This is a genomic window from Legionella sp., assembly GCF_049790535.1.
GTDB lineage: Bacteria > Pseudomonadota > Gammaproteobacteria > Legionellales > Legionellaceae > Legionella.
Genome location: NZ_JBAQZB010000162.1, coordinates 25,043 through 50,284, shown reverse-complemented (window position 1 = coordinate 50,284; position 25,242 = coordinate 25,043). Strand labels below are relative to the sequence as shown.

Genomic DNA, 25,242 nt, shown 5'->3' with positions numbered 1-25,242 from the left:
CACTCCTATTTAAATAAAGTAGTTAGCGCAAAATATACTCATCATCCAAACTTGCCTTCGCTATAATTTCACGCATAATTTCATTAGTTCCTTCAAGAATCTGGTGTACTCTTAAATCCCTGAAGATTCGCTCTATTTGATAATCCCGTAGATAACCATAACCCCCATGCAACTGCATAGCTTTATCACTAATCTGAAATGCAACATCAGTAGCTAAACGTTTTGCCATTGCACAGTACATCGGTGCGCGCGGATCATTTTTATCCATAGCATTAGCTGCACGATAAACCATCAAACGTGCTGACTCATAATCAGTAAGTATGTCTGCAAAATAAAAACGCAATGCTTGAATAGCTTTTAATTGCTTACCAAACTGTTTGCGTTCATGCAAGTACTGTTGTGTCAAACGTAAACAGGCAAGTGCGCCACCCAAAGAACACGAAGCAATATTTACTCGTCCTCCATTTAACGCATTTAAAGCAATTTTAAAACCCATTCCCTCTTCACCAACGCGATTTGTGATAGGAACACGACAGTTTTCAAAATAGAGCATGCATGTTGGTTGATTTCGCCAACCCATTTTTTTCTCTAATTTCCCAAAACTTAAACCTGGCGTATCTTTTTCAACCAACAAACAACTTATTCCTTGATGAGTTTCATCACCAGTACGTACCATACATAAGTAAATGCCACTAACGGAAGCCCCTGAAATAAAAGCTTTGTTGCCATTGAGCAGGTAATGATCACCATCTTTTATAGCTTTCGTTTTTAAAGAAGCTGCATCGGATCCTGCTTCTGGTTCAGTTAAACAATAACTGCCCAATACTTCCATAGAGGTTAATTTAGGTCCCCATTTTGCTCTTAATTCGGAATCGGCGTAATTATCCACCAGAGTGGTAACCATATTATGAATGGAAAGATAAGCACTAGTACTAACACAGCCTGTAGCTAATTGTTCGAACAATAAAGCGGAATCCAAACGAGTTAATTGTGATCCACCTATGTCTTCACGCGCCATCATACCCGCCATCCCTAAGGAAGCTGCTTCACGTAAAACATCTAGAGGAAAGTAGCTGTGCTCATCCCAACTGTCTGCCATAGGAGCTAATTTATCACGTGCAAAATCAGCGGCCATTGCCCTGATTTCTTGATGTTCCTCGGTGAATTCAAAATCCATAATTTGTCCTTAAAAAATTTCGTTATAACACCACTATATAGTCTGAAGTTGCTATATTCTACCTGAAGATACCGATTTTTCGCTATTGCTTTTGTGCTGGTTACACGTTTAAAAACTCATCGCCGAAGATTCAATTGCTCCTTATAGGATGCTATTATTATCAATTTTTGATTAATCTAAAAGGTATATGTTTCAAAAATTACCCCGAGCTTTTTATGAACGTGATACTATTGTTGTTGCCAAAGACCTTTTAGGCAAATACCTTATTCATCAAGAATACATAGGGAAAATCGTTGAAGTTGAAGCCTATTTGGGCCAGCATGATTTGGCTTCCCACACATCCAAAGGACTTACACAAAGAACAAAGGTAATGTTTGGCAGAGCAGGCCATGCTTATGTCTATTTAATTTATGGAATTCATTATTGTACGAATGTCGTCACGGAAAGGGAAGGAATAGGATCAGCGGTATTACTACGCGCCTTACAGCCCATCCAAAACATCCAAAAACGGACACAAGGACCGGGCTTGCTTTCAAAAGCAATGCATATTGATAAACAACTAAACGCGCATGATCTGACAAGCGATATTTTTTACATCGCCGCAACAGAAAACCAAGAATCGTTTACTATTGTAGAAAGACCAAGAGTTGGTGTGGATTATGCGAAAGATTGGGCTGAAAAATTACTGCGTTTTTATATAAAAGATAATGCTTTTATTTCCAAGCCATAATGATATGATTGTCGATCTTAACGTTTCTGAAAAAATAAGAATAATCCATGGAAACTTTAATACCAACCACGACTACGAATAAAAGCGCCTTGGCGGTGCTGAAAGAGTACTTTGGTTTTGATTCATTCAGAAATCCGCAAGAAGATATTATTACCGATGTTATTTCTGGAAATGATGTACTTGTTTTAATGCCTACAGGCGGCGGAAAATCCTTATGTTATCAAATTCCCTCTATAGTGAGGCCTGGCGTAGGCATTGTCGTTTCCCCATTAATAGCCCTAATGGAAGATCAGGTAACAGCACTGAAATTACAAGGAATTCGTGCAGCATACTATAATTCTTCCTTAACAAGCGAAGAAGCAAAAAGAATTTTAGCCCAATTACATCATGATGAATTGGATCTACTGTACATTGCTCCAGAACGTCTTATCAGTACTTCTTTTTTGGAACGCTTACAAGATTGTCATATTTCCCTATTTGCCATTGACGAAGCGCATTGCATTTCTCAATGGGGGCATGATTTTCGTCCAGAATATGCCGCTTTGGGTTTATTAAAAGATCATTTTCCGACTATTCCAATTATTGCCTTAACAGCTACAGCCGATAAACAAACACGCCAGGATATTGTCGTTAAATTAAATTACTCGCCCAAAAAATACATTGCTTCATTTAACCGTGCTAATATTCACTATAAAGTGGTTCCTAAAACGAATGCTGCAAAACAATTAAATCAATTTTTACACTCGATGGAACAACAATCTGGAATTATCTACTGTGGTACACGTAATAGTGTTGAAAATCTTGCTGGAAAATTGCAAGACATGGGTTTTAAAGCCCGTGCTTATCATGCAGGCCTTTCTCATACTGAACGAAAAGAAGTACAAAATTTGTTCAGGTACGATCGCATTGATCTTGTCGTCGCAACAATTGCCTTTGGCATGGGTATTGATAAGCCCAACGTACGGTTTGTAGTTCACCATGATTTACCTAAAAATATTGAAGGCTACTATCAAGAAACAGGCCGTGCTGGTCGAGATGGCTTACCAGCACAAGCTCTGCTCCTTTACAATGCAGCTGACAGTGCCAGATTACGCTCATGGATTATTAATATACCTGTTGATGAACAACGTCGAGTAGAAACCAATAAACTTAATCATATGCTTGCCTTCGCAGAGGCCTCACATTGCCGACGTCAAATCTTGTTACGGTATTTTGATGAACCTTGTGATATCGAGTGTAAATACTGTGATGTATGTGATAATCCCCCTGTCACTGCTGATGCAACAGAAGATGCACAAAAATTTTTATCCTGTGTTTATCGTCTGCGCCAAAATTATGGCTTGACATACACCATAGAAGTATTACGGGGCAGCAGCTCTGAGAAAATAAAACAATTCCGCCATGAACAGTTAAGCACCTTTGGTATTGGCAAAGACAAATCAGCGAATTACTGGAAGCAATTAGCATGGCAACTCATTCATAAGAATTATTGTTTTCAGGATATCAATCATTTTAATGTATTAAAACTAACTCAAAAGGCCATTCCTTTACTCAAAGGCCAAGAAAACATCTTACTGACTATTCCGAATAATGATCTTCAAGGTAGCAAGAAGAAAACAAAAGTACCACGTTCTCTAGCAAACACTAATAACCCATTGTTTGAAATATTACGCGCTTTAAGACGTAAACTAGCAGATGAAGAAAATAAACCTCCATTTATGATCTTCAGTGACGCTACGTTACATGCCATGACTGAGATCAAACCCCAAAACACAGAACAGCTCCTTGCCGTTCCTGGTGTAGGACAACATAAACTAGCTCACTATGGCTCCTGTTTTCTCAAAGCATTGCAGAAATACACTTCCGAGATATGAAGCTTCTGCAGTGCTATCACTCTGATCGTTCGTTATGGTAGAAGATAAAGAAAAATCAATTAAAACACCAAAATTATAAAAGTTAGAAGTAGACCTTCAGAATAGTTTTATTCCCAGATTTTTACCAGTACATACTCAAATTTTAATATTTTAAGAAAACTCTTGAGTATTAAAAAGAGTTGTTAGATAGTGTATTCCGCTTATAAAATCAAGGAGTCACAATGCAACACATTGAAGCGAATACAGTAAGTAGTAAATTTTCGAAAACTGATCTAACAATACCAAGTAAATGTCACGTTAATGACATTCTTTTTGCTCTACAACCATCCCAACAAATTATAGCTAGATTGAATAAAACAGCCCAAATCTCGGGTAACCCAAATTGCGTCATAACAAGTTTTATTCCCAATGAATCGGAAAATAAATTAATTATTACCGGCAAGTGTATTGATAAATTACTAAAAAGTGCCCATATTTATTTAAATTCACATTTAGTCACAGAGAGCGATTATAAAACAGTAATGGAGTTACTAAAGACTAAGAGCGACATACCCGAAAAATATAAAGGAATTGACTGGAAAAATCGTGCAGTAGGAGTATGCCATGCTCAGGAAATCCATTTACTTGCAGGGACATTCATTAATAAAAAAAGCGAAGTACTGAGCACAGTACTTCCCGATGAAACAACCATTACCGAAGATACTCCTACTTTATTATTACTTTCAAATCCCATATTAGATCTGAGCAAACTCGATTTCCAGAATAACGAAAAATACCCTGATTTAATCACAAGCATGTGCCGCAATCTATTCAATGCTGCAATGAGTGAAGGACGTGATTATATTGTAATGCCTGAAGCAAACTTAGGGAGGCATAAAGCAAAAATGTTTTTTGGTGCATTAATGGCCGTAGCAAAAGAGTATCCTAATTTAAATATTATTTATCATGCAAAACATAAAAAAATATTTGATGAAATATTGAATAGCGCCTTTAACGAGAACGATTTTAAAAATGGAACAAAAACAATTAACGTAACACGCACAAACAAAAATATTATTCTTGAAGCAGCTTCCTTAATGTCAGAAAATAAGCTTTGTGCCCTACACTATCCAGTGAGCAGCAATGTAATTTTCGGTTTAAGTGACATCAGTGAACATGGGCAATCACCTGGTCATAGCTTACTAAGGAAAAATAGAAATAAAACTTTTCAAACCTTCATAGGAACTGTATCTACAGCAATATTAGGCAGTTATAGTATTAATCCAACCGCTTTTAGCAAAATAGTAGAAAGAGATTTAAGCTATGCTTTAGGTACTAGTGAAAATCCTGATGTTTTACTTTTATCAGAATCTAATTCCATTCGTCCGAATATAAAGCCCCCTGCAGCAATAGATTCAATACCTCTTCCTGATAACAAAGATGTGCAATCTGTAGAAAGAGATTTAAGCCATACTTTAGGTACTAGTGAAAATCCTGATGTTTTACTTTTATCAGAATCTAATTCCATTTGTCCGAATATAAAGCCCCCTGCAGCAATAGATTCAATACCTCTTCCTGATAACAAAGACGTGCAATCTGTAGAAAGAGATTTAAGCCATACTTTAGGTACTAGTGAAAATCCTGATGTTTTACTTTTATCAGAATCTAATTCCATTTGTCCGAATATAGAGCCCCCTGCAGCAATAGATTCAATACCTCTTCCTGATAACAAAGATGTGCAATTTAGTAATGAAAAATTCAAAGCAAAAAGAAAATTTTCATTTAGAGATAGTATTTTTTTACCTTTGCCAGAACCCAAAGTTAATAAAGAAACTACTAAAACATCTGAAGAAATGAACACGTCACTTAGTGAAGTACAACTGAAAGAGATACATAAAACCATTGAGCAATTAACAAAAGAAATACAAAGTTGTTGGCCTTATCCTAATAAAGATCTAAAACAAATCAAGATAAATGCTCTAAATTATTTAATCACTAGTGCCCAAACAATGACTATAACTGAAGCAATTACCTCAGTTAAAAATAATTATCCTCGTGCTGTTGAAGGACGGTTTAGTACGCGTACCGCAGATTTGTTGCATCGATTAGATAACACAATTAGATTAACTATCTAGTTGTCATGAGTAGCCTTTTTTAACAGGCTACTCTTAAGCTCACAGCCATTTAAAGAACACTATACAACTACCTTGCAAAAAAAAACTGAAAAGTGAACAAAATATAAGATCTTAGTCCATACTTAAATTAATGTGTAAACTCAACACCCATTCCATCGTCAAGAATAATGATTTTTTGCAGTATATTTAAAGTGAGAGATATATATTAATTATTGGTAAATAGGTAGATTAACAATGAACTCAAGCCATCCGCCAATACGTAAGGCAGTATTTCCAGTTGCAGGCCTGGGCACTCGATTTTTACCTGCAACAAAAGCAGCTCCAAAGGAAATGCTGACCGTTGTTAATAAACCTTTGATTCAATACGCCGTTGAAGAAGCTTATACTGCCGGCATCCGTCAAATGATCTTTGTTACATGCCATAATAAACGTGCTATTGAAGATCATTTTGATCTTGCTTATCAACTTGAAACTGAGCTCATGGCACATCACAAAGAGGAACTCTTATCTGTAGTTCAATCTGTTAAGCCTGAAGATATGGAATGCTTCTTTGTACGCCAACCGAAAACACTAGGCTTGGGGCATGCTGTTTTATGCGCTGAAAAAATTGTAGGTGAAGAAGCATTTGCAGTAATCCTCGCCGATGATTTAATGATTGGAGAATCACCCATTTTACAACAAATGACTACAATTTATGAAAAATATGGACACAGCATTATTGCTTCAGAACATGTTCCGTCAGAGATGACAGAACAATATGGCATTATTCAAGGTATTCACTGGGAAAAAAATCTGTTGAAAGTGCAAAATCTGGTAGAAAAACCTTTACCTCATTTAGCAGCGTCAAATATGGCAATTGTAGGTCGTTATATTCTTACCGAAAAAATCTTTGAACAGATAAAAGCTCTACCCAAAGTGGATCATCAAGAAATTCAACTTACTGACGCAATTAATAATTTATTAAAAAAAGAAACGATTCTAGCTTATCATTATCAGGGCAAGCGTTATGATTGCGGCAGTGTACTTGGCTTTTTAAAAGCAAATGTGGATCTTGGTAAAACACACCCAATTGAGGGGGAGCGTTTTTCCAAATGGCTTTTAGACGAGCATCTCTAATATGATGTTAGTTTGCAAAATTATATTGCTAAAACCTCGAATTGAGCCCGCACTGTATCGTGAAAAGTTCTATAGACTTCAAACTTAAATTGGTCCAGAATAAGATTCCTGCGTGAACTGAAAACATTTTTTCGATCATTTACAACTATAACTTGAGTTTAGCTATTTAGAATAAATTAGTTTTCAATTCATGCTAATGAAATGTCAATAGAATCTAATTTAATTATAACTGAGAGAAGTCATGGAACATCCGACAACCAAAAATGCATGGAAAAAACTTGAACGACATAAAAATAATTTTTCGAAAACATCTAGTTCTTCTTCATTAATTTCTCAAGTAGCAAGCGACAATATTGTAATTGATTTCAGTGGACAACGCGTTAATGATGAAATTTTAACTACCCTTATTGAGCTTGCTATTGAAAGCAATCTGCAGGAACAAATCAATGCACTATTGGCAGGACATCCTATTAATAATACTGAAAATAGACCTGCACTACATACGGCCCTACGCGCCCATGAAAACGAAGTGATTCATGTTAATGATCAAAATGTGGTAACCGATGTACTACAGGCCCGTCAACACATGAAAGATATTTCAACACAAATCAGAAATGGAGAATGGGTTGGTTACTCAGGTAAACCTATCACTGATGTGGTAAACATAGGTATAGGCGGTTCAATGCTCGGCCCTTTTTTTTGTGTGAATGCATTAAGTGACTATGTAACTCCACACGTAAAATTTCATTTTATTGCTGAGATCGATCCTAATGCATTCTTGAGAGTCAGTGCAAAACTTAATCCTGAAACAACTCTGTTTATTATTTCTTCAAAATCGTTTACAACACCAGAAACCATATACAACATGAAGAAAGCATTTGCCTGGATTAATCAAAAACAGCATTTTGACAAACACTTTATTGCTGTAACTGCCAATATAACCAAAGCACTGCAGTACGGATTTAGTCATGTGCTCGCCATATGGGATTGGGTAGGCGGTCGTTACTCAGTTTGTTCTTCAATTAATTTAATTACTTGTATTGCCATTGGTTTTGAAAAGTTTTCAGAAATTCTTTCGGGCGCTAAAATGATGGATAATCATTTTCATTCTACAGAGTTTTCAAAAAACTTGCCTGTACTTTTAGGACTATTAGGTATTTGGAATATTAATTTCTTAAAAAATAATAACCATCTCGTACTTACTTATTCTGAAGATTTAGAATACTTTGTTCCTTATCTTCAACAACTTGACATGGAAAGTAACGGAAAATCGATTAATAAACAGGGACGACAAATAGATTACGATACAGGACCTATTATTTGGGGCGGTCCAGGAAATCAGGCACAACATAGTTATTATCAGCTTTTATGCCAAGGTACGCATAAAATCGCTACTGATTTAATCAGTGTGAAGACATTTGAAGATTGTGCTATTAATCAAATGTGTCTTGGGCATCGACATGTATTAATTCAAGGAGTGACTTATGAGGACAATCCTCACAGTTATATTCCAGGTGAAGTAGCTGTAAATCATCTATCAATTGCTGATTGTACACCTAAGACTTTAGGTTCTTTAATCGCTTTATATGAACACAAAATTTTTGTGCAGGGAATAATTTGGAATATTAATTCTTTTGATCAGCCAGGCGTTGAAAGTTCTAAAAGAATGTTAAATGAATATAGCCAACTTCATCTTGAGATCAATTGACTGTAACTGTAGGTATAACGAAAACCATCCTGGCTATTTGAGCATTTTCCAGAATGGTTTACATTCAAATGCGTCCTCTTGGTATCTGCGATGAGCTATTACGCCCTTTTTCACTGTTAGATCTCTATTTAAATAAATAATTCAATGAATCATTTTCGGAGATGTCCCATGCTAAATCCTCAGGGGATAAAGTTATTTTTGGCGTCTATTTTCTGGATTTTCTTTCTTGACAAAACCTCCTCTTCCTTGCTACTTTTTGAAAAATTAAAAAATATAATTCAATATGACTAAATCAATATCAATCATTGGCGCAGGACATTTAGGAAACGCATTAATACGCGGATTAATTAAAAACGCTTATCCTCAACAATGCATAAACGTCAGTAACCGTAACCCTAATAAATTAACTCGATTGGTTAATGAATTAGGTGTTATAGCCGCTGATACCAACATAAAGGCAGCCGAAAATGGAGACATCCTTATCTTGTGTGTTAAACCCCAAGTCATGCGCACCATATGCTTAGAAATTGCCACAACAGTTCGAAAAAAAAGTCCCTTAATTATTTCTCTAGCTGCTGTTACCGAAATTACATCAATCGCCCAATGGCTTGGCACAAAAGATCTTCCCATTGCAAGGGTGATGGCAAATACACCGATGGAGTTTTGCAAAGGTATTTCTGCACTTTTTGCTAATGAATATGTAACTGCTGCACATAAGTTATTGATTGAAGCTATTTTTGGTGCCGTAGGTTCTTTCTTTTGGGTGGATCAAGAACAACTCTTAGATCCACTGACCGCCGCGATTGGCAGTGCGCCAGCCTATGTATTCTTATTCATGGAAGCACTACAAAACGCTGCCATGAATCAAAAAATTCCGGAAAAAATTGCAAAAAAAATTGCTCTTGATGTTGTAACAGGTGCTGTAGTATTGGCAGAGCAATCAGGACAATCTTTTGCAAAATTGCGTGCGGGAGTTACCACACCTAATGGAATTACAGAGCATTCATTGCGAGAACTATCTATTGAGCTTTTTATTGATAGCTTTAGAGAGGTTTACCAGGCCGCCAATCAACGAATCAAGCAAATTAAAGAAGAGTTTTAGCAGCTAATAATATTCATTTTAAATTGTTTAGGGTAAACGATCACACTGTGCAGCTATAAGCGTGTTATGTAGATTTTCTTGTGTTATCTCATCCTCGAGATAACACATACCTGGTTTTTTGATCAATACAAAACGCATACGATTATTTTTAACTTTCTTATCCAAGTTCATCAAAGTGGTTAACTTTTCTAAATTAATCGCCCCTGGAATTAAATGTGGCAAACCAGCATTCTGCAGCATTTTTTTTACATATGCTACTAACTGTTCATTAATTAAACCCATTTTATAAGATAAAATTGCCGCACAGTATAAGCCTATTGCCACGGCTTCGCCATGCAACCAGTGCTTATAATCCGTATATGCTTCCAATGCATGAGCAAAAGTATGGCCAAGATTCAATAAACAACGTTGACCTCTTTCTTTTTCATCTTTTTCAACAAATTGAGCTTTAATATGACAACATTGAGCAATTAGTTGTGGTAATTGTAAATGACCAGGAGTTAAGTCTTGTTCTAATGCATTATTAAGCTGCTGTAAAAATTCACCGCCAACAAGTAAGCCATATTTAATCATTTCCGCTAAACCGGAACGAAACTCTCTCTCAGGTAAAGTATCTAAAGTAGCCATATCAATAAGCACTGCAACAGGTTGGTAAAAACTTCCTATCATGTTTTTACCCTGAGAATGATTGATCGCTGTTTTACCTCCGATAGAGGAATCTATCTGAGCTAATAAAGTTGTCGGTATATGAATTAATTCAACCCCACGTTGATAAGTTGAAGCGGCAAATCCAGCCATATCTCCAATAACACCACCACCCAAAGCAATAATAGTGGTATCTCTATGGTGTTTGTTTTGGATCAGTGCATCATAAATAGCAAATAAACTGTGTTGGTTTTTATAATTTTCGCCATCTTCTAAAATAACTACATCACATTGAATTTCAGTAAAGGCTGACTGAATATATTTTAGATAAAAAGAAGCAATCGTTTGATTCGTAACAATAAGAACCTGCTGAGACTTAACAAAAGTTCGCATCCATTCAGGACAGCTTAAACCATTACGACAAATACTAATAGAATACGGATCTTCAGTTAGACAAACATCAATCCGTTCATAAGTCTTAAAGTTCGCCATAAATATATTTTATTATATTATTTGCTACTGCTTTGACAGTTAACTTATCTGTTTCAAAACTCACATCGGCTAACTCATCGTAAAATGGCTCACGTTCATCTCTTAACGATTCCAATCGCCCCTCAAGGTCATTGGTTCGCAGCGATGGGCGCTTGGTATCACGTTTAGTTCGTTCAAATTGTTGCTGCAATGAAGTTTTCAGATAAATGACTGTTCCTCTTCCAGCAAGTGCATTTCTGTTTTCAGGAGTAATGACCACACCGCCGCCTGTAGCTAAAACAATATTAGTTTTCTGTGTCAATTCATCGATAACCTTTTGCTCACGACGTCGAAATCCATCTTCACCCTCTATGTCAAAAATCCATGATATATCTGCACCCGCGCGCTCTTCAATAACTTCATCAGAATCAAAGAATTCCAACTTGAGCTCTTTTGCCAAAGCACGACCAATTGTGCTTTTCCCAGCACCCATAGGCCCAATCAGAAAAATATTTCGCACTTTAACTATGCTCATTTTTAATTACATACCTCTTTTTAGCGTGGCGTCATAAATTAAACAAGCTATTATAACAGCAAATTATATTTCGCGCAGTCATTAACTGTGCCAGTTGTAATAGCTCCATACTATAAGTCTGTTGCCATTGCTAGTCTTATAGTCTTAATAGACTTCATTTGAAATTCTACTGTAGATTCAAATTGCTTCGTCGATTCAGTGCTTAAAACCACATGTACTTACCTGCATACTCTAGGTTCTGCGCCTATTATCATCAAACTTTGTGCCTTGCAGCAAGTTTCGAATAAAATCCATTCTATTAAATGAATTATCTACAGCCTAAAAATCCCGCCAAACATTCTACACAAATACCAGTTAAAAACCCATAAAATTATTTCTCCTTCAAAAATCCAGTCGATGTCCACCTCACTAAATTGAGTTAAAATAATTTTATTTGCGGCAAAAATGTAGAGTTTACAATAGTTCTTATCGCTCTTTCCCTTTGTTTATGCTCCTTGAATTTATTATTATTTTAGGTGTAATAAAAATTAGTAATTCGTCATTTTTCAAAGAAACTCGCTTATTTCTAAATAAATTTCCTACTATAGGTAGCTGTCCTAAAAAAGGAACTCTGATGATCGTTTGACTCTTATCCTGTTGATAGATACCACCAAGAACAATCGTCTGATTGTTGTTGACCAGAACATTTGTCTGAATTTCTTTGGTGAGTATAGCTGGGACCCCATTAAATAATTGGGTCGACGTTGTATCTTGATTAATTTTTAAATCCATCAGAATTTTACTGTCGGAAGTAATTTGAGGAGTTACTTTTAAACTCAATACCGCTTTTTTAAATGATACAGCAGTTGCACCACTTGATGTAGATTCCTGGTAAGGGATCTCTTGACCAGAATCAATTACAGCAGGTTGCTGATTTATGGTAATAATTCTAGGGCTGGATATCAACTCAGCTCGTCCTTCACTTTCTAGTGCAGATAATTCTAAATCAAGTAATATATTATTTCCCAATTTGGCCAAAGCAATACCTATAGAGGCAGGTGTCATACTGGCCACGGCTGGAGCAGCAACTAAATCTAAATTTAATCGTTGGATATAAGGGTAACCCTGTGCAGATAAAGTGCTTTGGTCTATTTGGTTTGTATTTTGTACGATATCGCTTAAACGATTTGGTGTGGCAACCCCCCAGCGAATACCTATGTCCTGCGAAAAATCTTTAGACACCTCAACGATACGTACTTCAATTAATACCTGTTTGACCGGCATATCCAATTGCTGAACCAATTCTCTTAATTCTGCGATTTTCACCCTACTATCCTGAATCCAAATGGTATTAGTGCGAGTATCCACACTAATTTTTCCCTTTTCGGATAGCAATGAATTTTGTTTGTCTTTAACCAAATTTGCAATATCAGCAGCTTTTGAATAGTTAATTTGTAATAATTCAGAGTGAATAGGCTCAAATAGTTGCTGCTGACTCTTATGTCGCTGTTTTTCCATTTTCTCTATAGAGGCTTTGGTATCAATCAGCATCACATTAGCTGTTTGGTATTTACGCAACCTTTGCGTTGTCAAAATAATGTCTAAAGCTTCATCCCACGGAATATCATTTAATCTCAGAGTAATATTTCCCTGGACTTTATCACTCACCACAATGTTTATATGAGTGAACTCAGCGAGTAGTTGTAGTACAGCCCGGATACTAATATTTTGAAAATTTAAAGAAAGATGTTTTCCCGTAAAGACGCGTGTTTTTAGGTTCGTTTTATGCATTTCTTTATGCGTTCCTGGAGGTGCATTAACCATGAACTGTGTATTTACCTGTGCTAATACTCCACTTAAACTAACACTCATTAGAACGATACAAACAATGATTTTCCGCACTTCTACTCCTACTTCCTAATATACAAATCAAGAGTGGTGGTATGTTTCTCCCACATCCCTGAAGCGTCTTTGATTGTTTCTTGCAATTTAATTAAATTATTCTGGATTAGTATAATTCGACCATGATTTTGACCGATACAATCACCAATATGCACAGGAATAATTTGTGAGTTAGGCTGTTTAATCAAACCCCATATTCGATTATCCTGAGCTAACGTTCCTACAAACTTTAAAGTATCAAGTGGATAGGCTTCCAAAGCCTGTTTGATTTGATTCTGATGGGATATATATGAATCAATCTGTTTTTCGCCATTCATCACTATAAATGGATTTCTCCGCGAGTCATCATTGGGAAATTTAAATCGAGACAAAGAGGCAAACGTAGGAATAAGTTCTATCGACCGCATTTTCCTTTGCTTTACTTCAGCAATGTAGTGCATCAGATCATCATTATCGCCAGAGCATGCTGCCAACAACAATGAAAATATAGATACTGTAATTGACCTCATCATGAACTACTAAAACGATATATTTTAGCAGTGGCATTCATCACTAGTTTATCTGCTGGAACTACCACCTGATTATCTATGGAAGAAACGTGTTGGATACTAAATTCGTGTATAGTTACAATTTGCTTCATTTCACCTATCTGACTTAGAAATACAGCTAACTGGAAATAACTTCCAATCAAAGATATTTTGATCGGTAATTCCACATAAAAATCATGTGCTACCTCAGGTTGAGGAGCAAATAGTTCCAATTTGAGTCCACAGTCAACCCCCCTCTTAGAAAGCTCCTCCAATAAATAAGGCATTTCATTCTTTATGAGTAACAGTTTAAACATCGATGTATAGCGATCATTTATAATTTGCAGTTGTTGACGATATTCAACTAAATTAACTAATTGCGATTGTTTTTTTTCAAAATCTGCTTTTAAAGTCACTTCTATTGCTTTTAATCGCTCGTAGTTGGTGAAACTATTTTGAATAATAAAACAATACCCCAAAATAATGATGAGCAAACATGCCCCCACAAATACTGGTGTTTTGGCTGGCATTTCAAATTGTACAATATGTTTTAAATAAATCACATTTAAATTAATTTTATTCATGAGTTAAGCTTCATAGAACCTACTTTTTTATCTTCCTTGATTCCATTCACGGTTGGTTATCCAAGAACAAAAGTGAACATAAATTTATTATTTCCGGGGTGCTTTTTATCAGTCTTTTTTTTAATTTCACTAAGAACAGGATGATGAATCCACTTATTATTTTCTGTATTTTTTATTTCCTCGGACACGTAAATAGGTGATTGGGCATAACCCGATGCAGAAATAATATTTTCTTTTCCTTCAATTTTATTCAGAAAAACACCCACTGGGGTTATTTTGATTAATTCATCAAATAAATGAACCATGAGTTCCCGTTTAGATTGTAAGCTTCGCACGGTAGACATTCGAGAAATTAACACTCTTCTTGACCGCTGCAGCTTTTTAATCTCACTTATCTGAGCTGCATAAGCAGTAATTTCTTTTTGTAGCATTTGATTTCTGCTCATTTGATTACTTATCAAATTTGATAGGTAGTAATTAATTAAAAATATTAGCAATGCAGCACCTATAACCCAGACTATTAGCTGTGTGATAAACCGTTTTTTTTCGTGGTGCCGCTTTAGTTCGCGCCACGGCAGTAGGTTAATTTGTGTCATTGGGATAATCCAATATTCCTTAAGGCTAATCCACAAGCAACCATAAATGATGGAGCGTCATTATTTATGGATTCCAAACGAATCATTTTTCCAAATCTCATGTGAGAAAACAGATTAATTACACTAACCTCTATCCCTAATTGTTCTTGAATCAGAACAACTAAACCTGGCAATTGTGATAACCCACCAGCGAGTAAAATAGAATCAACCTCTTCTTCCCGACAAGAGGAATAAAAGAAATGCAACATACGTTTTATATGAACCAAAACATTTTCTTTAAACGGTTCTAAGATGAGTACTTCATAATCGATTGGCAATTGACCTTGTTCCTTTGCCAAAGCAGCCTGTTCAAAAGTCATGTTATAGTGTTCAGCAATTGCTTCAATCAGTTGCTTACCACCAAATTCTTCATCCCGTGAATAAATCAGTTTCATAGCATGCAAGACGAATAAATGAGTGTAATTTGCACCAATGTCAATAATTGCAATCGTTTTATCTGGTCCTGAAGAAGGTAAATTTTTAGTCAGATGTTGCGCTGCCCGCTCTACCGCATAAGACTCTACATCCACCGCTACTGCATTCAAACCGGCTCGTGTCACTATTTCTACACGATTAGTCACATTCTCAGCGCGTGTGGCAACAATAAGTACATCAAGTAATAATGGATTTTTTTCTGAAGCACCCAAAATTTCAAAATCGAAATTAATTTCATTAATGGGATAAGGGATGTATTTCTCAGCTTCAATAACAATCAGTTCCTCCATGTCTTCATCATTTAAACCATCATTAATTTGCACAATTCTAGTGATAACAGCCGCATCAGGAACAGCCAATACAACCTGTTTGCTATTAATTTGTAATCGATCACATAATTTTTTAATACAGAAAGCAATGATATTGACATCTTTAATAACAGTTCCATCCATTGCATGTGGTGGCAAGGCCTCTCGCCCATAACGTTCCATACAAAGTGTCTCACCATCCCATGAAATTTCTAATATTTTCACAGCCGTTGACGTTATATCTAGGCCAAGAGTTGGATAATGCGTAGGCCGAAACGAGTTCAGCAAGTATTTTATTCCGTTGTATCTTCCTTTCATCCCAAAATAATTCCTATAGGACTAATGTGTTGATCTTAACTTAAGCTATTCAAAAATAGAATGTTTTTTTTTGATAATTCATAAGTTAAAAATAGATTGAGAAGCGTATTCAGCACATCAATTATGTCGAAAAATTTATTGTTCTCTTCTCCCAATGTTCGATTTCCACTTAAGGAGGCTACAACTACGAAGAAGATAGAAATGGATTAGCACCCTTGTAAATAAGGTTAATCGTCATTTTCTAAACGCTTTAGAAAGAAGGACTAAAATAGTATCTAAAAACATCTATTAAATTGCAGCTTTATACTCTTTTTACAAAACTCGCAATCTTATAAGGAATCACGGTATAATGCGACTCTAATTTCATTTAAAATAACATGAGTCTATGAAAAAAATGGCATATTTCTGGCGTAAAGGTCTATGGACGCTGATGAGTGTGTTTTTTCTTTTATTAGTAGCCGGTAGTTTTTTATACCTCTACCTAGAAAGCCAACTCCCTAATGTAGACTCATTAAAAACAGTACAATTGCAAGTACCTTTACAAATTTTTAGCAAAGAAGGCTTACTCATTCAAGAATATGGGGAAAAAAAACGTATCCCAGTTACCTATGATGAAATACCACAAACACTTGTTCATGCTCTAGTTGCCACGGAAGATCAACGTTTTTTTGAACATCCAGGTGTAGACATAATGGGGCTTGGCCGTGCCACAGTACGTATGATCAAAACTGGAACAAAATCTCAAGGTGGTAGTACCATCACCATGCAAGTTGCCCGTAACTTCTTCTTAACACGTAAAAAAACATTCTTACGCAAGTTCAATGAAATTATGCTGGCTATAAAAATAGACCGTGAACTGAGCAAAGAAAAAATCCTGGAGCTTTACTTCAACCGAATCTATTTAGGCAATCGTGCTTACGGAGTGGGAGCAGCAGCCATGGTCTATTATGGCAAACAACTAAAGGAGCTCAATCTGGCAGAGCTAGCAATGATTGCTGGCTTACCGCAAGCACCATCGACACAAAATCCTATTGCTAATCCATTAGCTGCAAAAAAACGTCGTGATCATGTTTTAGAGCGTTTATTGGAAGAACACTATATTAATGAAGAGCAATATCAAAATGCTATTAATCAGCCAATCACCGCAAAATATCACGGCACGGACATTAAAGTAAATGCACCTTATGTTGCAGAAATGATTCGCCAATCCTTATATGATAATTTTGGTGCAGATGCATACACTAAAGGTTATAAGGTTTACACCACTATCGATGGTGAACTGCAAAATACTGCAAATAAAGTAGTAGAAAAAAATTTAATTGCCTACGATCGCCGCCATGGCTATCGAGGACCTATTGCCAAGATTGGAGAAAAAGACAGTCAGTCACTACGTACCATTTATAAAATTCTGGTAAAATATCCTGAGTTAAATCATCTTGTTCCTGCGGTTATTACTGAAATTCATGATAAAGAAGTCACAGCAATAGTAAAGAATGGACATTCAATAATTATTCCCTGGAGTGGTTTATCCTGGGCCCGCCCTGCTCTTAAAAATGGCTGGGTAGGAAAATCTCCCTCCAACGCTATGCAAATTGCTGCAGTAGGAGATCTAGTTTATGTCCGTTTAATAAAAGAACATTGGGAATTAGCACAGATTCCTGAAGCTGAATCAGCAATGGTAGCACTTAATCCAAAAAATGGTGCTATAGAAGTTTTAATCGGTGGCTTTAACTTCCAAAAAAGTAAATTTAACCGTGCAACACAATCCAGCAGACAACCTGGTTCAAGTTTTAAGCCATTTGTCTATGCTGCAGCCTTAAATAATGGTTACAGCCTGGCCACATTAATCAATGATGCCCCTATTGTTGTTGATGATCCAAGCCAACCTAATTTGTGGCGACCACATAATGTTAACTTGAAATTCAATGGGCCAACACGCTTAAAACAAGCATTGGTACAGTCTAAAAACCTAGTGTCAATTCGAATTTTGGATGATATTGGTATTAATTACACTATAGAGTTCTTAACTCGTTTTGGTTTTAACAAAAAGTTACTTCCTAAAGGCTTATCATTAGCTTTAGGAAGTTTGTCTATTAGTCCAATGGATTTAACCGCCGCATATGCTGTGTTTGCGAATGGTGGCTATAAAGTAGAACCATTTCTTATTGAAAGCATTACCGATACAGACGGCAAAATTCTATTACAAGCTAAGCCTTCTATTGTTTCCGACAATAATGATAGCAACATAGACCACTCTATCCTGGCACCACGTGTTATTCCTGAGGACATTGCTTATTTAATGAACTCTGCATTAAAAGATGTAATTCAACATGGTACAGCAAGAGCAGCCAGAGTACTTAATCGTCAGGACATCGCCGGTAAAACCGGAACAACCAATGATCAAGTGGACTCCTGGTTTTCCGGATTTAACTCTGATTTGGTGGTTACTGCATGGATAGGTTTTGATAGTCCAAAATCACTTCATGAATACGCTGCTGGCCTTGCCTTACCCTTATGGATAGACTTCATGAAAGTCGCACTGAAAGGGAAACCTGAGCTTGAAACGAAACAGCCTGAAAATGTAGTAGCAGTACGCATTGATCCTAATAGTGGTTTACTGGCAAGACCTAATCAGGAAAATGGCATTATAGAATATTTCCGCGAAAAAGAAGTTCCAACGGAAGAAGATCCTACCCCAGTTTACAATGCCAATAATGGGCAAGAACAGCTTCCATCTGTAGAAGAGAACTTATTTTAATTTCTCAGCTATTCCAAAGCTGATGATCCCTAAGAGAATTACTATCTCTTTGAGGAAGGTCAGCTTTGAATCGATTTGGAACGAAAAAAGATGACCTTCTTTATTTGTTTAAGGTAATTATTTAACGACCAGCTAAAGCAATAGCTGCTGGCGTGTATTCATATCCTAATTCACGAGCGACGGCTTCAAACGTAATTTTACCTTGATGAACATTTAATCCATTTAATAAATGAGGATCATTTATTAAAGCCAACTTTACCCCTTTAGTAATAATATTTAAAACAAAAGGTAAAGTTGCATTATTCAATGCAAAAGTTGATGTTCTTGGCACTGCACCAGGCATGTTTGCAACACAATAATGAACTACATTATCAATAACATAAGTTGGTTCTTGATGTGTGGTAGCATGACTTGTTTCAAAACAGCCGCCTTGATCAATAGCAACATCTACTAATACCGATCCAGGACGCATCGATTTCAACATCGCACGTGTTACTACCTTTGGCGCGGCTGCACCAGGCACTAATACAGCACCAATAACTAAATCAGCTCGGGAAACGTATTTTTCGATTGCATCAGCAGTAGAATAAACCGTATTAATCTTAGAGCCAAACTGAAAATCCAGTTCATTTAAGCGTTTTAGTGAACGATCCAATACAGTCACACGTGCTTCCATACCCATAGCCATACGAACCGCATTAGAACCGACCACTCCCCCCCCAATAACAACAACATTGGCTGCAGCAACGCCTGGAACACCACCTAATAAAATACCACTTCCACCTTGAGCTATTTCTAGACAATGAGCTCCTGCCTGAATCGACATGCGACCAGCAACCTGTGACATTGGCGTAAGTAAAGGTAGACCACCATCATCTTGAGTCACAGTCTCATAAGCAATAGCAGTCACTCCAGATTCTTTCAACATTCGCGCCTGATGTGGATCTGGAGCCAAATGCAAATAAGTAAATAAGGTTTGACCTTCACGAAGTCGTTTGCATTCTATAGGTTGAGGTTCTTTAACCTTCACAATTAAATCAGCCTTGGCAAATACCTCATCGGCACTGGAAACTACTTCAGCACCTGCATGACTGTAATCTTCATCGGAGATACCTATTCCTAATCCAGCCCCCTTTTCAACAATCACCGCGCTGCCCACTCTTACAATTTCTCTAACACTTGAAGGAACAAGGCCTACGCGATGCTCTTGAGGCTTAATTTCTTTTGGAACACCTACTAACATACATTACTCCCCTTAACATTTTATAACTCACCAACTGTCATCCTAAATGCTTTACATCCAGGATAAAAAGTCAAAGAACTCGCGTGCCAATCAAGATTGAATATTAACGAGGCACTAACGGTTTTTTAATTGTTCAATTAATTGTGGTACCAATTCAAATAAATCACCGACTAAACCATAATCAGCAATTTGAAAAATAGGCGCATCTTCATCTTTATTAATGGCAACAATAATTTTAGAATCTTTCATACCCGCTAAATGCTGTACCGCACCTGAAATACCTATAGCAATATAAAGCGTTGGCGCTACTACTTTCCCAGTTTGTCCCACTTGATAATCATTGGGAACAAACCCTGCATCTACCGCTGCACGTGAAGCACCTATAGCAGCTCCTAAAACATCTGCCAATTCATTGATTAATTTAAATTTCTCAGCATCTTGCAAACCCCGGCCACCCGAAACTACAATTTTTGCACTACTTAAATCAGGACGTTCTGATTTGCTTAACTCATGCCTAATAAACTGAACTCCCTGAGAAATACAGACTTTATCCAATACTTCAATTAAGCAGGCTTCTTGTGTATTGATGACTGCCTCGAATGCAGTAGTTCTAATCGTCATCACTTTAACTGCATCTAAAACGCGTACTGTTTCTATAGCATTACCGGCATAAATTGGATGCTCAAAAATACTTCCGTCAATAATTTTACTAACATTAGAAATTTGCGCTACATCCAATTTTGCAGCTATCCTTGGCGCAATATTTTTACCAAAGGTACTGGATGGAATTAATATGGCTTTGAAAGAACTGGCGACAGAAAGAACTAAATCACTCATTTGCTCTGCTAAAGGATGCTCGTAGCATGAGTTATCCGCATACAATACAGCATGTACACCTGCCAGTGTAGCCACCTGCGCTGCTACTGCTTTACATTGATATCCAACAACTAATAAGGTTACCTCCCCTCCAAGCTCCAATGCTGCAGTTAAAGTATTACGAATCGCAGGATGCATTATTTGATTATTATGTTCAACAAGTATTAAAGTGCTCATCAACATCTCCTTCTCAAAGCACTTTGGCTTTATTCTGTAAGTGATCCAGTAATTCAGCTACTGAAGCAACTTTTATTCCGGAACTGCGAACGTTAGGTGCTGTAACTTTTACTACCTCAACATGTTGCTTGAGTGACAGCCCCATATTATCTAATTCAATGACAACCAATTCTTTGCGTTTTGCTTTCATAATATTAGGAAGACTGGCGTATCGTGGTTCGTTCAAACGTAAATCAGTACTTACAATTGCTGGTAATTTAACGCTTATCGTTTCCAAACCACCATCTAGCTCACGGATAACTTCAAGATGATCTCTGCATACATCTAATTTAGACGCGTAAGTCGCTTGTGGCCAGGCCAACAATGCGGATAACATTTGTGGTGTTTGATTATTATCCCCATCAATTGCTTGTTTTCCCATCAATACCAAATCTGGTTTTTCATCCTCAACAATCTTTTTTAACACTTTAGCAATATTAAGACTTTCCAAAGATGCTTGGGTACGTACCAAAATTGCTCTATCAGCACCTAAAGCTAACGCGTGGCGTAAAGTTTCCTGTGCGTTATCTGTACCAATACTCACAACAATAACTTCTGTCGCCCAATTCTTTTCACATAAGCGTAATGCTTCCTCTACTGCTATTTCATCAAAAGGATTCATTGCCATTTTGATATTTTGTGTTTCAACTCCGGTATTATCCGATTTGACCCTAATTTTGACGTAAGGGTCTATTACACGCTTCACTGCAACGAGAATTTTCATAAGTCCTCACTGGAAAATCAAACAAAAGCATCTTGCCAGAGATATAGGATCTAATTCAAGTAGCATTTAAAAATAAGCTGTACTTACCTGATAATCAGCTAAATCTTTAGTAACTCCACGCTCTGCACTATTATCTCTCAAAGCTAAGGGCTTATCTTTAAAAAATTATAAAAATCTCTGAGTTTTATCAATAGCTAAGACAGTTTTTCCTCCTTCGATATAAACAATTTTATTACTTCTAAGTCTATTTAATAAACACTGTGTAATTTCCAATTTAATTTCGATTGAATCTAAATTTTTATTCAGCCTCGAGATATTAGCCAGAAACTCTTTTAAGAATTGAAGTTTAGTCTGCTCCACTCGAAACTTAAGAAAATATTGCTGTCCCAATAAACCAAGACGTGATTCTAGAGGAGAAACAATAAGTTTTAATTGGTAATTTTGAAAGGGCAGCCCAATAGGAACACTTATATTTGTTTGAATCAATTCGTGCTCTATAGTTACTCCCTTAAGATTGACTATCCAACCAACATTTCGCGATTTTCAGGACTCGCTTAACATCATAGGCTTATGCAGCAAGCCCAGTGTTTTTATTAAATCATGAAATGCACTCATAGATTCAATTACTTTTTCTCAATTTAAGATATTGGGTGAAAAAATCCACAACTAGCAAGCTCAGATAAAATGCAATCATCACATCACTTAAATAATGATAATACAATAATACTCTTGAGGCAGCGACAAGAAGAGCAACGGTCAGCATCGCAAAAAAATAACGTGGAAATAATAAACCTAAACCTCCGGCTAAACTGACAACTGTTGTTGTATGTCCAGAAGGGAAAGACCAGTAAGCACTATTTAATTTAAGCCAATAAAAACCAAATTCATTACTACTAAACAAGAGATCGGGACGTGCTCGGCTTAAAGTAACCTTTAACACCAAGCAAACCAAATTTGCTACCAATATACAGCCCAACAAATACCATGCCCTTGATTCATATACTGAATTAACTCTTATAAAACGAAAATATAAAGCAGCCAAAAAAAATAAAAGCACATAAGGTATCGATTTCCCTAGAGCAGTCAAAACACTTAATGCAGGGATTTTCATTCTAAAATCTAATTGATAAAAATAAGTTGCCAAAGATCTATCAATATAAATAAAGGATAGAACAACTAAAATTGCATAAAGTGAAATAACCCATGGTTTTTTCATAAAATGAACCGTTTTTTCAAATTGAGTCATCAATTAGTCCCCGTTAATATAAAATTTGCTCGACTCCATTAGATGAGATTAATCCGTTCAAAAATTTCGTAACTACTTGGCTACCATGTAAAAATCTTGGCGAACGACCAAATTTGGCCATTCCTAGATACGATTGAAAAGTTACAAAATTTCTTTGCCATTGAAATTATGTCTGGAAGTCTTAAGAGTAGACTGACGTAAATACCAAGGAATTGTAATCACTACGGTACGCTCATCACGCTCTAAAAAAATTAAAGCACGCAACCCTGCAGCATGAATATTATGCAATAAATATTCATACCATTTTGGCTCTACCAATTCGGGTATAATAAGCGCAATCATACGATCTGTCTTTTGTTTTTTAACTTTTTTGATATAGTCCAGAATTGGTTTATAAATACGGCGGTAGGGAGAGTTAATAATTTCCAGTTTTGGCACGCCCCCTTTTACCTTTTTGGCCGGTGTTTCAATTTTTTCAGCCCAGAGCTGCTTAATGTGCTCGATATCCTCACATCTTGTATTAATAAATACAGCGGTAATTTCATCAGAAAGAAGCATCCCAAATTGTATTGCTTTTTCTGCAATACGATTAACTCCATGAATAGGAACAATAACTATTGGCGGCTTCAACTTTGTAAAAAACAATTCTGCCGGTGCTTCAATTTCATTCGCAATACGCAAGTAATGACGTCGAACTCTACTCATTAAATAAGCCAAAGAAGGACCAATTAAAAGAATAATCCAGGCTCCTTCCATAAATTTTGAAGTAATAATAATGATTAGTGCAATTGCAGTTACTACTGCACCCAAAGCATTAATGGCCAATTTTAAATACATCCTAGGATCATTCATACGCTTCCAATGAACAATCATACCAATCTGAGAAAAAAGAAAGGCACTAAAAGCACCTACTGCAAATAAAGGAATCAAATCATTTGTAATCCCCTTAAAAACTACAAGCAATAGCGCAGAAACGAGTGCTAAAAGAATAATCCCCACTGAATAAACCAGTCGTCTACCTCGTTCTGCAAAAAAGTAAGGTAAATAATTATCCTCAGCTAATAAACGACATACACGCGGAAAATCAGCAAAACTGGTCTGCGCAGAATAGGCAAGCACCACAAGAATACTGACACTAGAAATATAATAAAAAATTCCCTTTCCGGTAGTTGCCGCAATAAGTTGAGATAATATGGTCTGATATCCGGGCTCCATTTCATCCATTGCAGCGATATGGTATACAGGACATAGGTATCCAATAAGTAATAAAAATAACGCCAATGTTCCCACAATAATGGTTAATGTCCATTGTGCATTTTTAACTACTGGTTTACGAAACAACGGCACTGCATTACTGACTGCCTCGATACCAGTCATCGCCGTCAACCCATTAGCAAAAGCAGCTAACACAATCCAAACAGTTACTGTTTCATGAGGAGATGGCAACATAGGGGGAGCAACAATCGGTTCGGGATGCCCGCCGCTTGACCAAGTGGCAATGAGGCCAATTAATAATGAAACAGCAATACAAAATATAAAGATTAGAGTAGGAAAAATAAAAACCACTCCAGATTCACGAATGCCTCGTAAATTAACTAAAGTTAACATCAATAGAATACCTAAACATAAAATAAGAGTATGATTTTGTAATGCGGGAAGTGCTGAAACGATAACTCCTACCCCAGCGGATATACCTACCGCAACATTTAATAAATAATCTAGTATTAACGATATTGCTGCCCATAGGCCATATTTTCTTCCTAAATTGTCGCTGGAAACAATATAGGCTCCACCGCCATTAGGATAAGCTGCTGCAGTTTGGCGATAAGAAAAATAAAGTGACATCATGACTACTACTAATAATACAGAAATAAGGAAGGAATAATTTAAACCCACAACCCCAAGTGGTAGCAAAATGGTCAGTGCAGCTTCTGGACCGTAAGCAGTTGAAGACAATGCATCCAAACCAAGTGCAGGTACGCCCGTCATAACTGAAAGCTCTTGTTTCCGCACTGATCT

General features: G+C 36.6%; 20 protein-coding genes and 1 pseudogene. 7 read left to right on the top strand and 14 right to left on the bottom strand.

Annotated elements, in window-relative coordinates; all coding sequences use genetic code 11:
- Positions 1–22: 22 nt before the first annotated feature.
- On the bottom strand, positions 23–1,177 hold the full coding sequence (locus WA877_RS11380; protein WP_425171033.1) for an acyl-CoA dehydrogenase family protein: 1,155 nt from the start codon (positions 1,175–1,177) through the stop codon (positions 23–25).
- A gap of 187 nt (positions 1,178–1,364) precedes the next feature.
- Here WA877_RS11380 and WA877_RS11375 point away from each other — a divergent pair, with 187 nt between their 5' ends.
- The 6 genes from WA877_RS11375 to proC all read left to right on the top strand — a co-directional run bounded on the left by WA877_RS11375 (position 1,365) and on the right by proC (position 9,821).
- Positions 1,365–1,907 (top strand): DNA-3-methyladenine glycosylase, encoded by a 543-nt coding sequence (locus WA877_RS11375; RefSeq protein ID WP_425171032.1) that lies wholly within the window; start codon positions 1,365–1,367, stop codon positions 1,905–1,907.
- Positions 1,908–1,954: 47 nt separating this feature from the next.
- The gene (gene recQ, locus WA877_RS11370; RefSeq protein WP_425171031.1) at positions 1,955–3,781 is read left to right on the top strand and encodes a DNA helicase RecQ; all 1,827 of its coding nucleotides are present in this window, start codon (positions 1,955–1,957) and stop codon (positions 3,779–3,781) included.
- A 221-nt stretch (positions 3,782–4,002) separates the two neighbouring features.
- Positions 4,003–5,895 carry a hypothetical protein gene (locus tag WA877_RS11365; RefSeq protein ID WP_425171030.1) on the top strand — a complete coding sequence of 631 codons (1,893 nt, stop codon included), beginning with the start codon at positions 4,003–4,005 and terminating at the stop codon, positions 5,893–5,895.
- A 234-nt stretch (positions 5,896–6,129) separates the two neighbouring features.
- On the top strand, positions 6,130–7,011 hold the full coding sequence (galU, locus tag WA877_RS11360; RefSeq protein ID WP_425171029.1) for a UTP--glucose-1-phosphate uridylyltransferase GalU: 882 nt from the start codon (positions 6,130–6,132) through the stop codon (positions 7,009–7,011).
- A 241-nt stretch (positions 7,012–7,252) separates the two neighbouring features.
- On the top strand, positions 7,253–8,719 hold the full coding sequence (gene pgi / locus WA877_RS11355) for a glucose-6-phosphate isomerase (protein WP_425171028.1): 1,467 nt from the start codon (positions 7,253–7,255) through the stop codon (positions 8,717–8,719).
- A 283-nt stretch (positions 8,720–9,002) separates the two neighbouring features.
- On the top strand, positions 9,003–9,821 hold the full coding sequence (proC, locus tag WA877_RS11350) for a pyrroline-5-carboxylate reductase (protein ID WP_425171027.1): 819 nt from the start codon (positions 9,003–9,005) through the stop codon (positions 9,819–9,821).
- Between the two features lie 27 nt (positions 9,822–9,848).
- Here proC and aroB read toward each other — a convergent pair whose 3' ends face one another.
- The 7 genes and pseudogenes from aroB to pilM all read right to left on the bottom strand — a co-directional run bounded on the left by aroB (position 9,849) and on the right by pilM (position 16,130).
- On the bottom strand, positions 9,849–10,958 hold the full coding sequence (aroB, locus tag WA877_RS11345) for a 3-dehydroquinate synthase (protein WP_425171026.1): 1,110 nt from the start codon (positions 10,956–10,958) through the stop codon (positions 9,849–9,851).
- Entirely contained in the window at positions 10,945–11,472 is a 528-nt protein-coding gene (gene aroK, locus WA877_RS11340) for a shikimate kinase AroK (RefSeq protein ID WP_425171025.1), read from the bottom strand. Before aroK ends, aroB begins: the two co-directional genes overlap by 14 nt.
- 465 nt (positions 11,473–11,937) lie before the next feature.
- Positions 11,938–13,293: pseudogene (locus tag WA877_RS11335) on the bottom strand (type IV pilus secretin PilQ); the annotation flags it as partial.
- 68 nt (positions 13,294–13,361) lie between these two features.
- Positions 13,362–13,862, bottom strand: coding sequence for a pilus assembly protein PilP (locus WA877_RS11330; RefSeq protein WP_425171024.1), 501 nt, complete (start codon positions 13,860–13,862; stop codon positions 13,362–13,364).
- Positions 13,862–14,464, bottom strand: coding sequence for a type 4a pilus biogenesis protein PilO (locus WA877_RS11325; RefSeq protein WP_425171023.1), 603 nt, complete (start codon positions 14,462–14,464; stop codon positions 13,862–13,864). Before WA877_RS11325 ends, WA877_RS11330 begins: the two co-directional genes overlap by 1 nt.
- A gap of 56 nt (positions 14,465–14,520) precedes the next feature.
- Positions 14,521–14,910: a PilN domain-containing protein gene (locus WA877_RS11320; protein WP_425171022.1), complete on the bottom strand. Its 390-nt coding sequence runs from the start codon at positions 14,908–14,910 to the stop codon at positions 14,521–14,523.
- Positions 14,911–15,056: 146 nt separating this feature from the next.
- Positions 15,057–16,130: a type IV pilus assembly protein PilM gene (gene pilM / locus WA877_RS11315; RefSeq protein WP_425171021.1), complete on the bottom strand. Its 1,074-nt coding sequence runs from the start codon at positions 16,128–16,130 to the stop codon at positions 15,057–15,059.
- Between the two features lie 415 nt (positions 16,131–16,545).
- Between pilM and WA877_RS11310 the strand changes: the two genes are divergently transcribed.
- Positions 16,546–18,918, top strand: coding sequence for a penicillin-binding protein 1A (locus WA877_RS11310; protein WP_425171020.1), 2,373 nt, complete (start codon positions 16,546–16,548; stop codon positions 18,916–18,918).
- A 121-nt stretch (positions 18,919–19,039) separates the two neighbouring features.
- Here WA877_RS11310 and ald read toward each other — a convergent pair whose 3' ends face one another.
- The 6 genes from ald to WA877_RS11280 form a co-directional block, all read right to left on the bottom strand.
- Positions 19,040–20,161, bottom strand: a complete 1,122-nt coding sequence (ald, locus tag WA877_RS11305; RefSeq protein ID WP_425171019.1) for an alanine dehydrogenase — start codon at positions 20,159–20,161, stop codon at positions 19,040–19,042.
- A 114-nt stretch (positions 20,162–20,275) separates the two neighbouring features.
- Positions 20,276–21,214, bottom strand: a complete 939-nt coding sequence (locus tag WA877_RS11300) for an electron transfer flavoprotein subunit alpha/FixB family protein (RefSeq protein ID WP_425171018.1) — start codon at positions 21,212–21,214, stop codon at positions 20,276–20,278.
- A gap of 13 nt (positions 21,215–21,227) precedes the next feature.
- Positions 21,228–21,977: an electron transfer flavoprotein subunit beta/FixA family protein gene (locus WA877_RS11295; RefSeq protein WP_425171017.1), complete on the bottom strand. Its 750-nt coding sequence runs from the start codon at positions 21,975–21,977 to the stop codon at positions 21,228–21,230.
- Between the two features lie 165 nt (positions 21,978–22,142).
- A complete protein-coding gene (locus WA877_RS11290; RefSeq protein WP_425171016.1) occupies positions 22,143–22,463 on the bottom strand; it encodes a hypothetical protein in 321 nt (106 codons plus the stop codon).
- A gap of 133 nt (positions 22,464–22,596) precedes the next feature.
- Entirely contained in the window at positions 22,597–23,223 is a 627-nt protein-coding gene (locus tag WA877_RS11285; protein ID WP_425171015.1) for a phosphatase PAP2 family protein, read from the bottom strand.
- Between the two features lie 141 nt (positions 23,224–23,364).
- Positions 23,365–25,212 carry an APC family permease gene (locus tag WA877_RS11280; RefSeq protein WP_425171014.1) on the bottom strand — a complete coding sequence of 616 codons (1,848 nt, stop codon included), beginning with the start codon at positions 25,210–25,212 and terminating at the stop codon, positions 23,365–23,367.
- Positions 25,213–25,242: the final 30 nt, after the last annotated feature.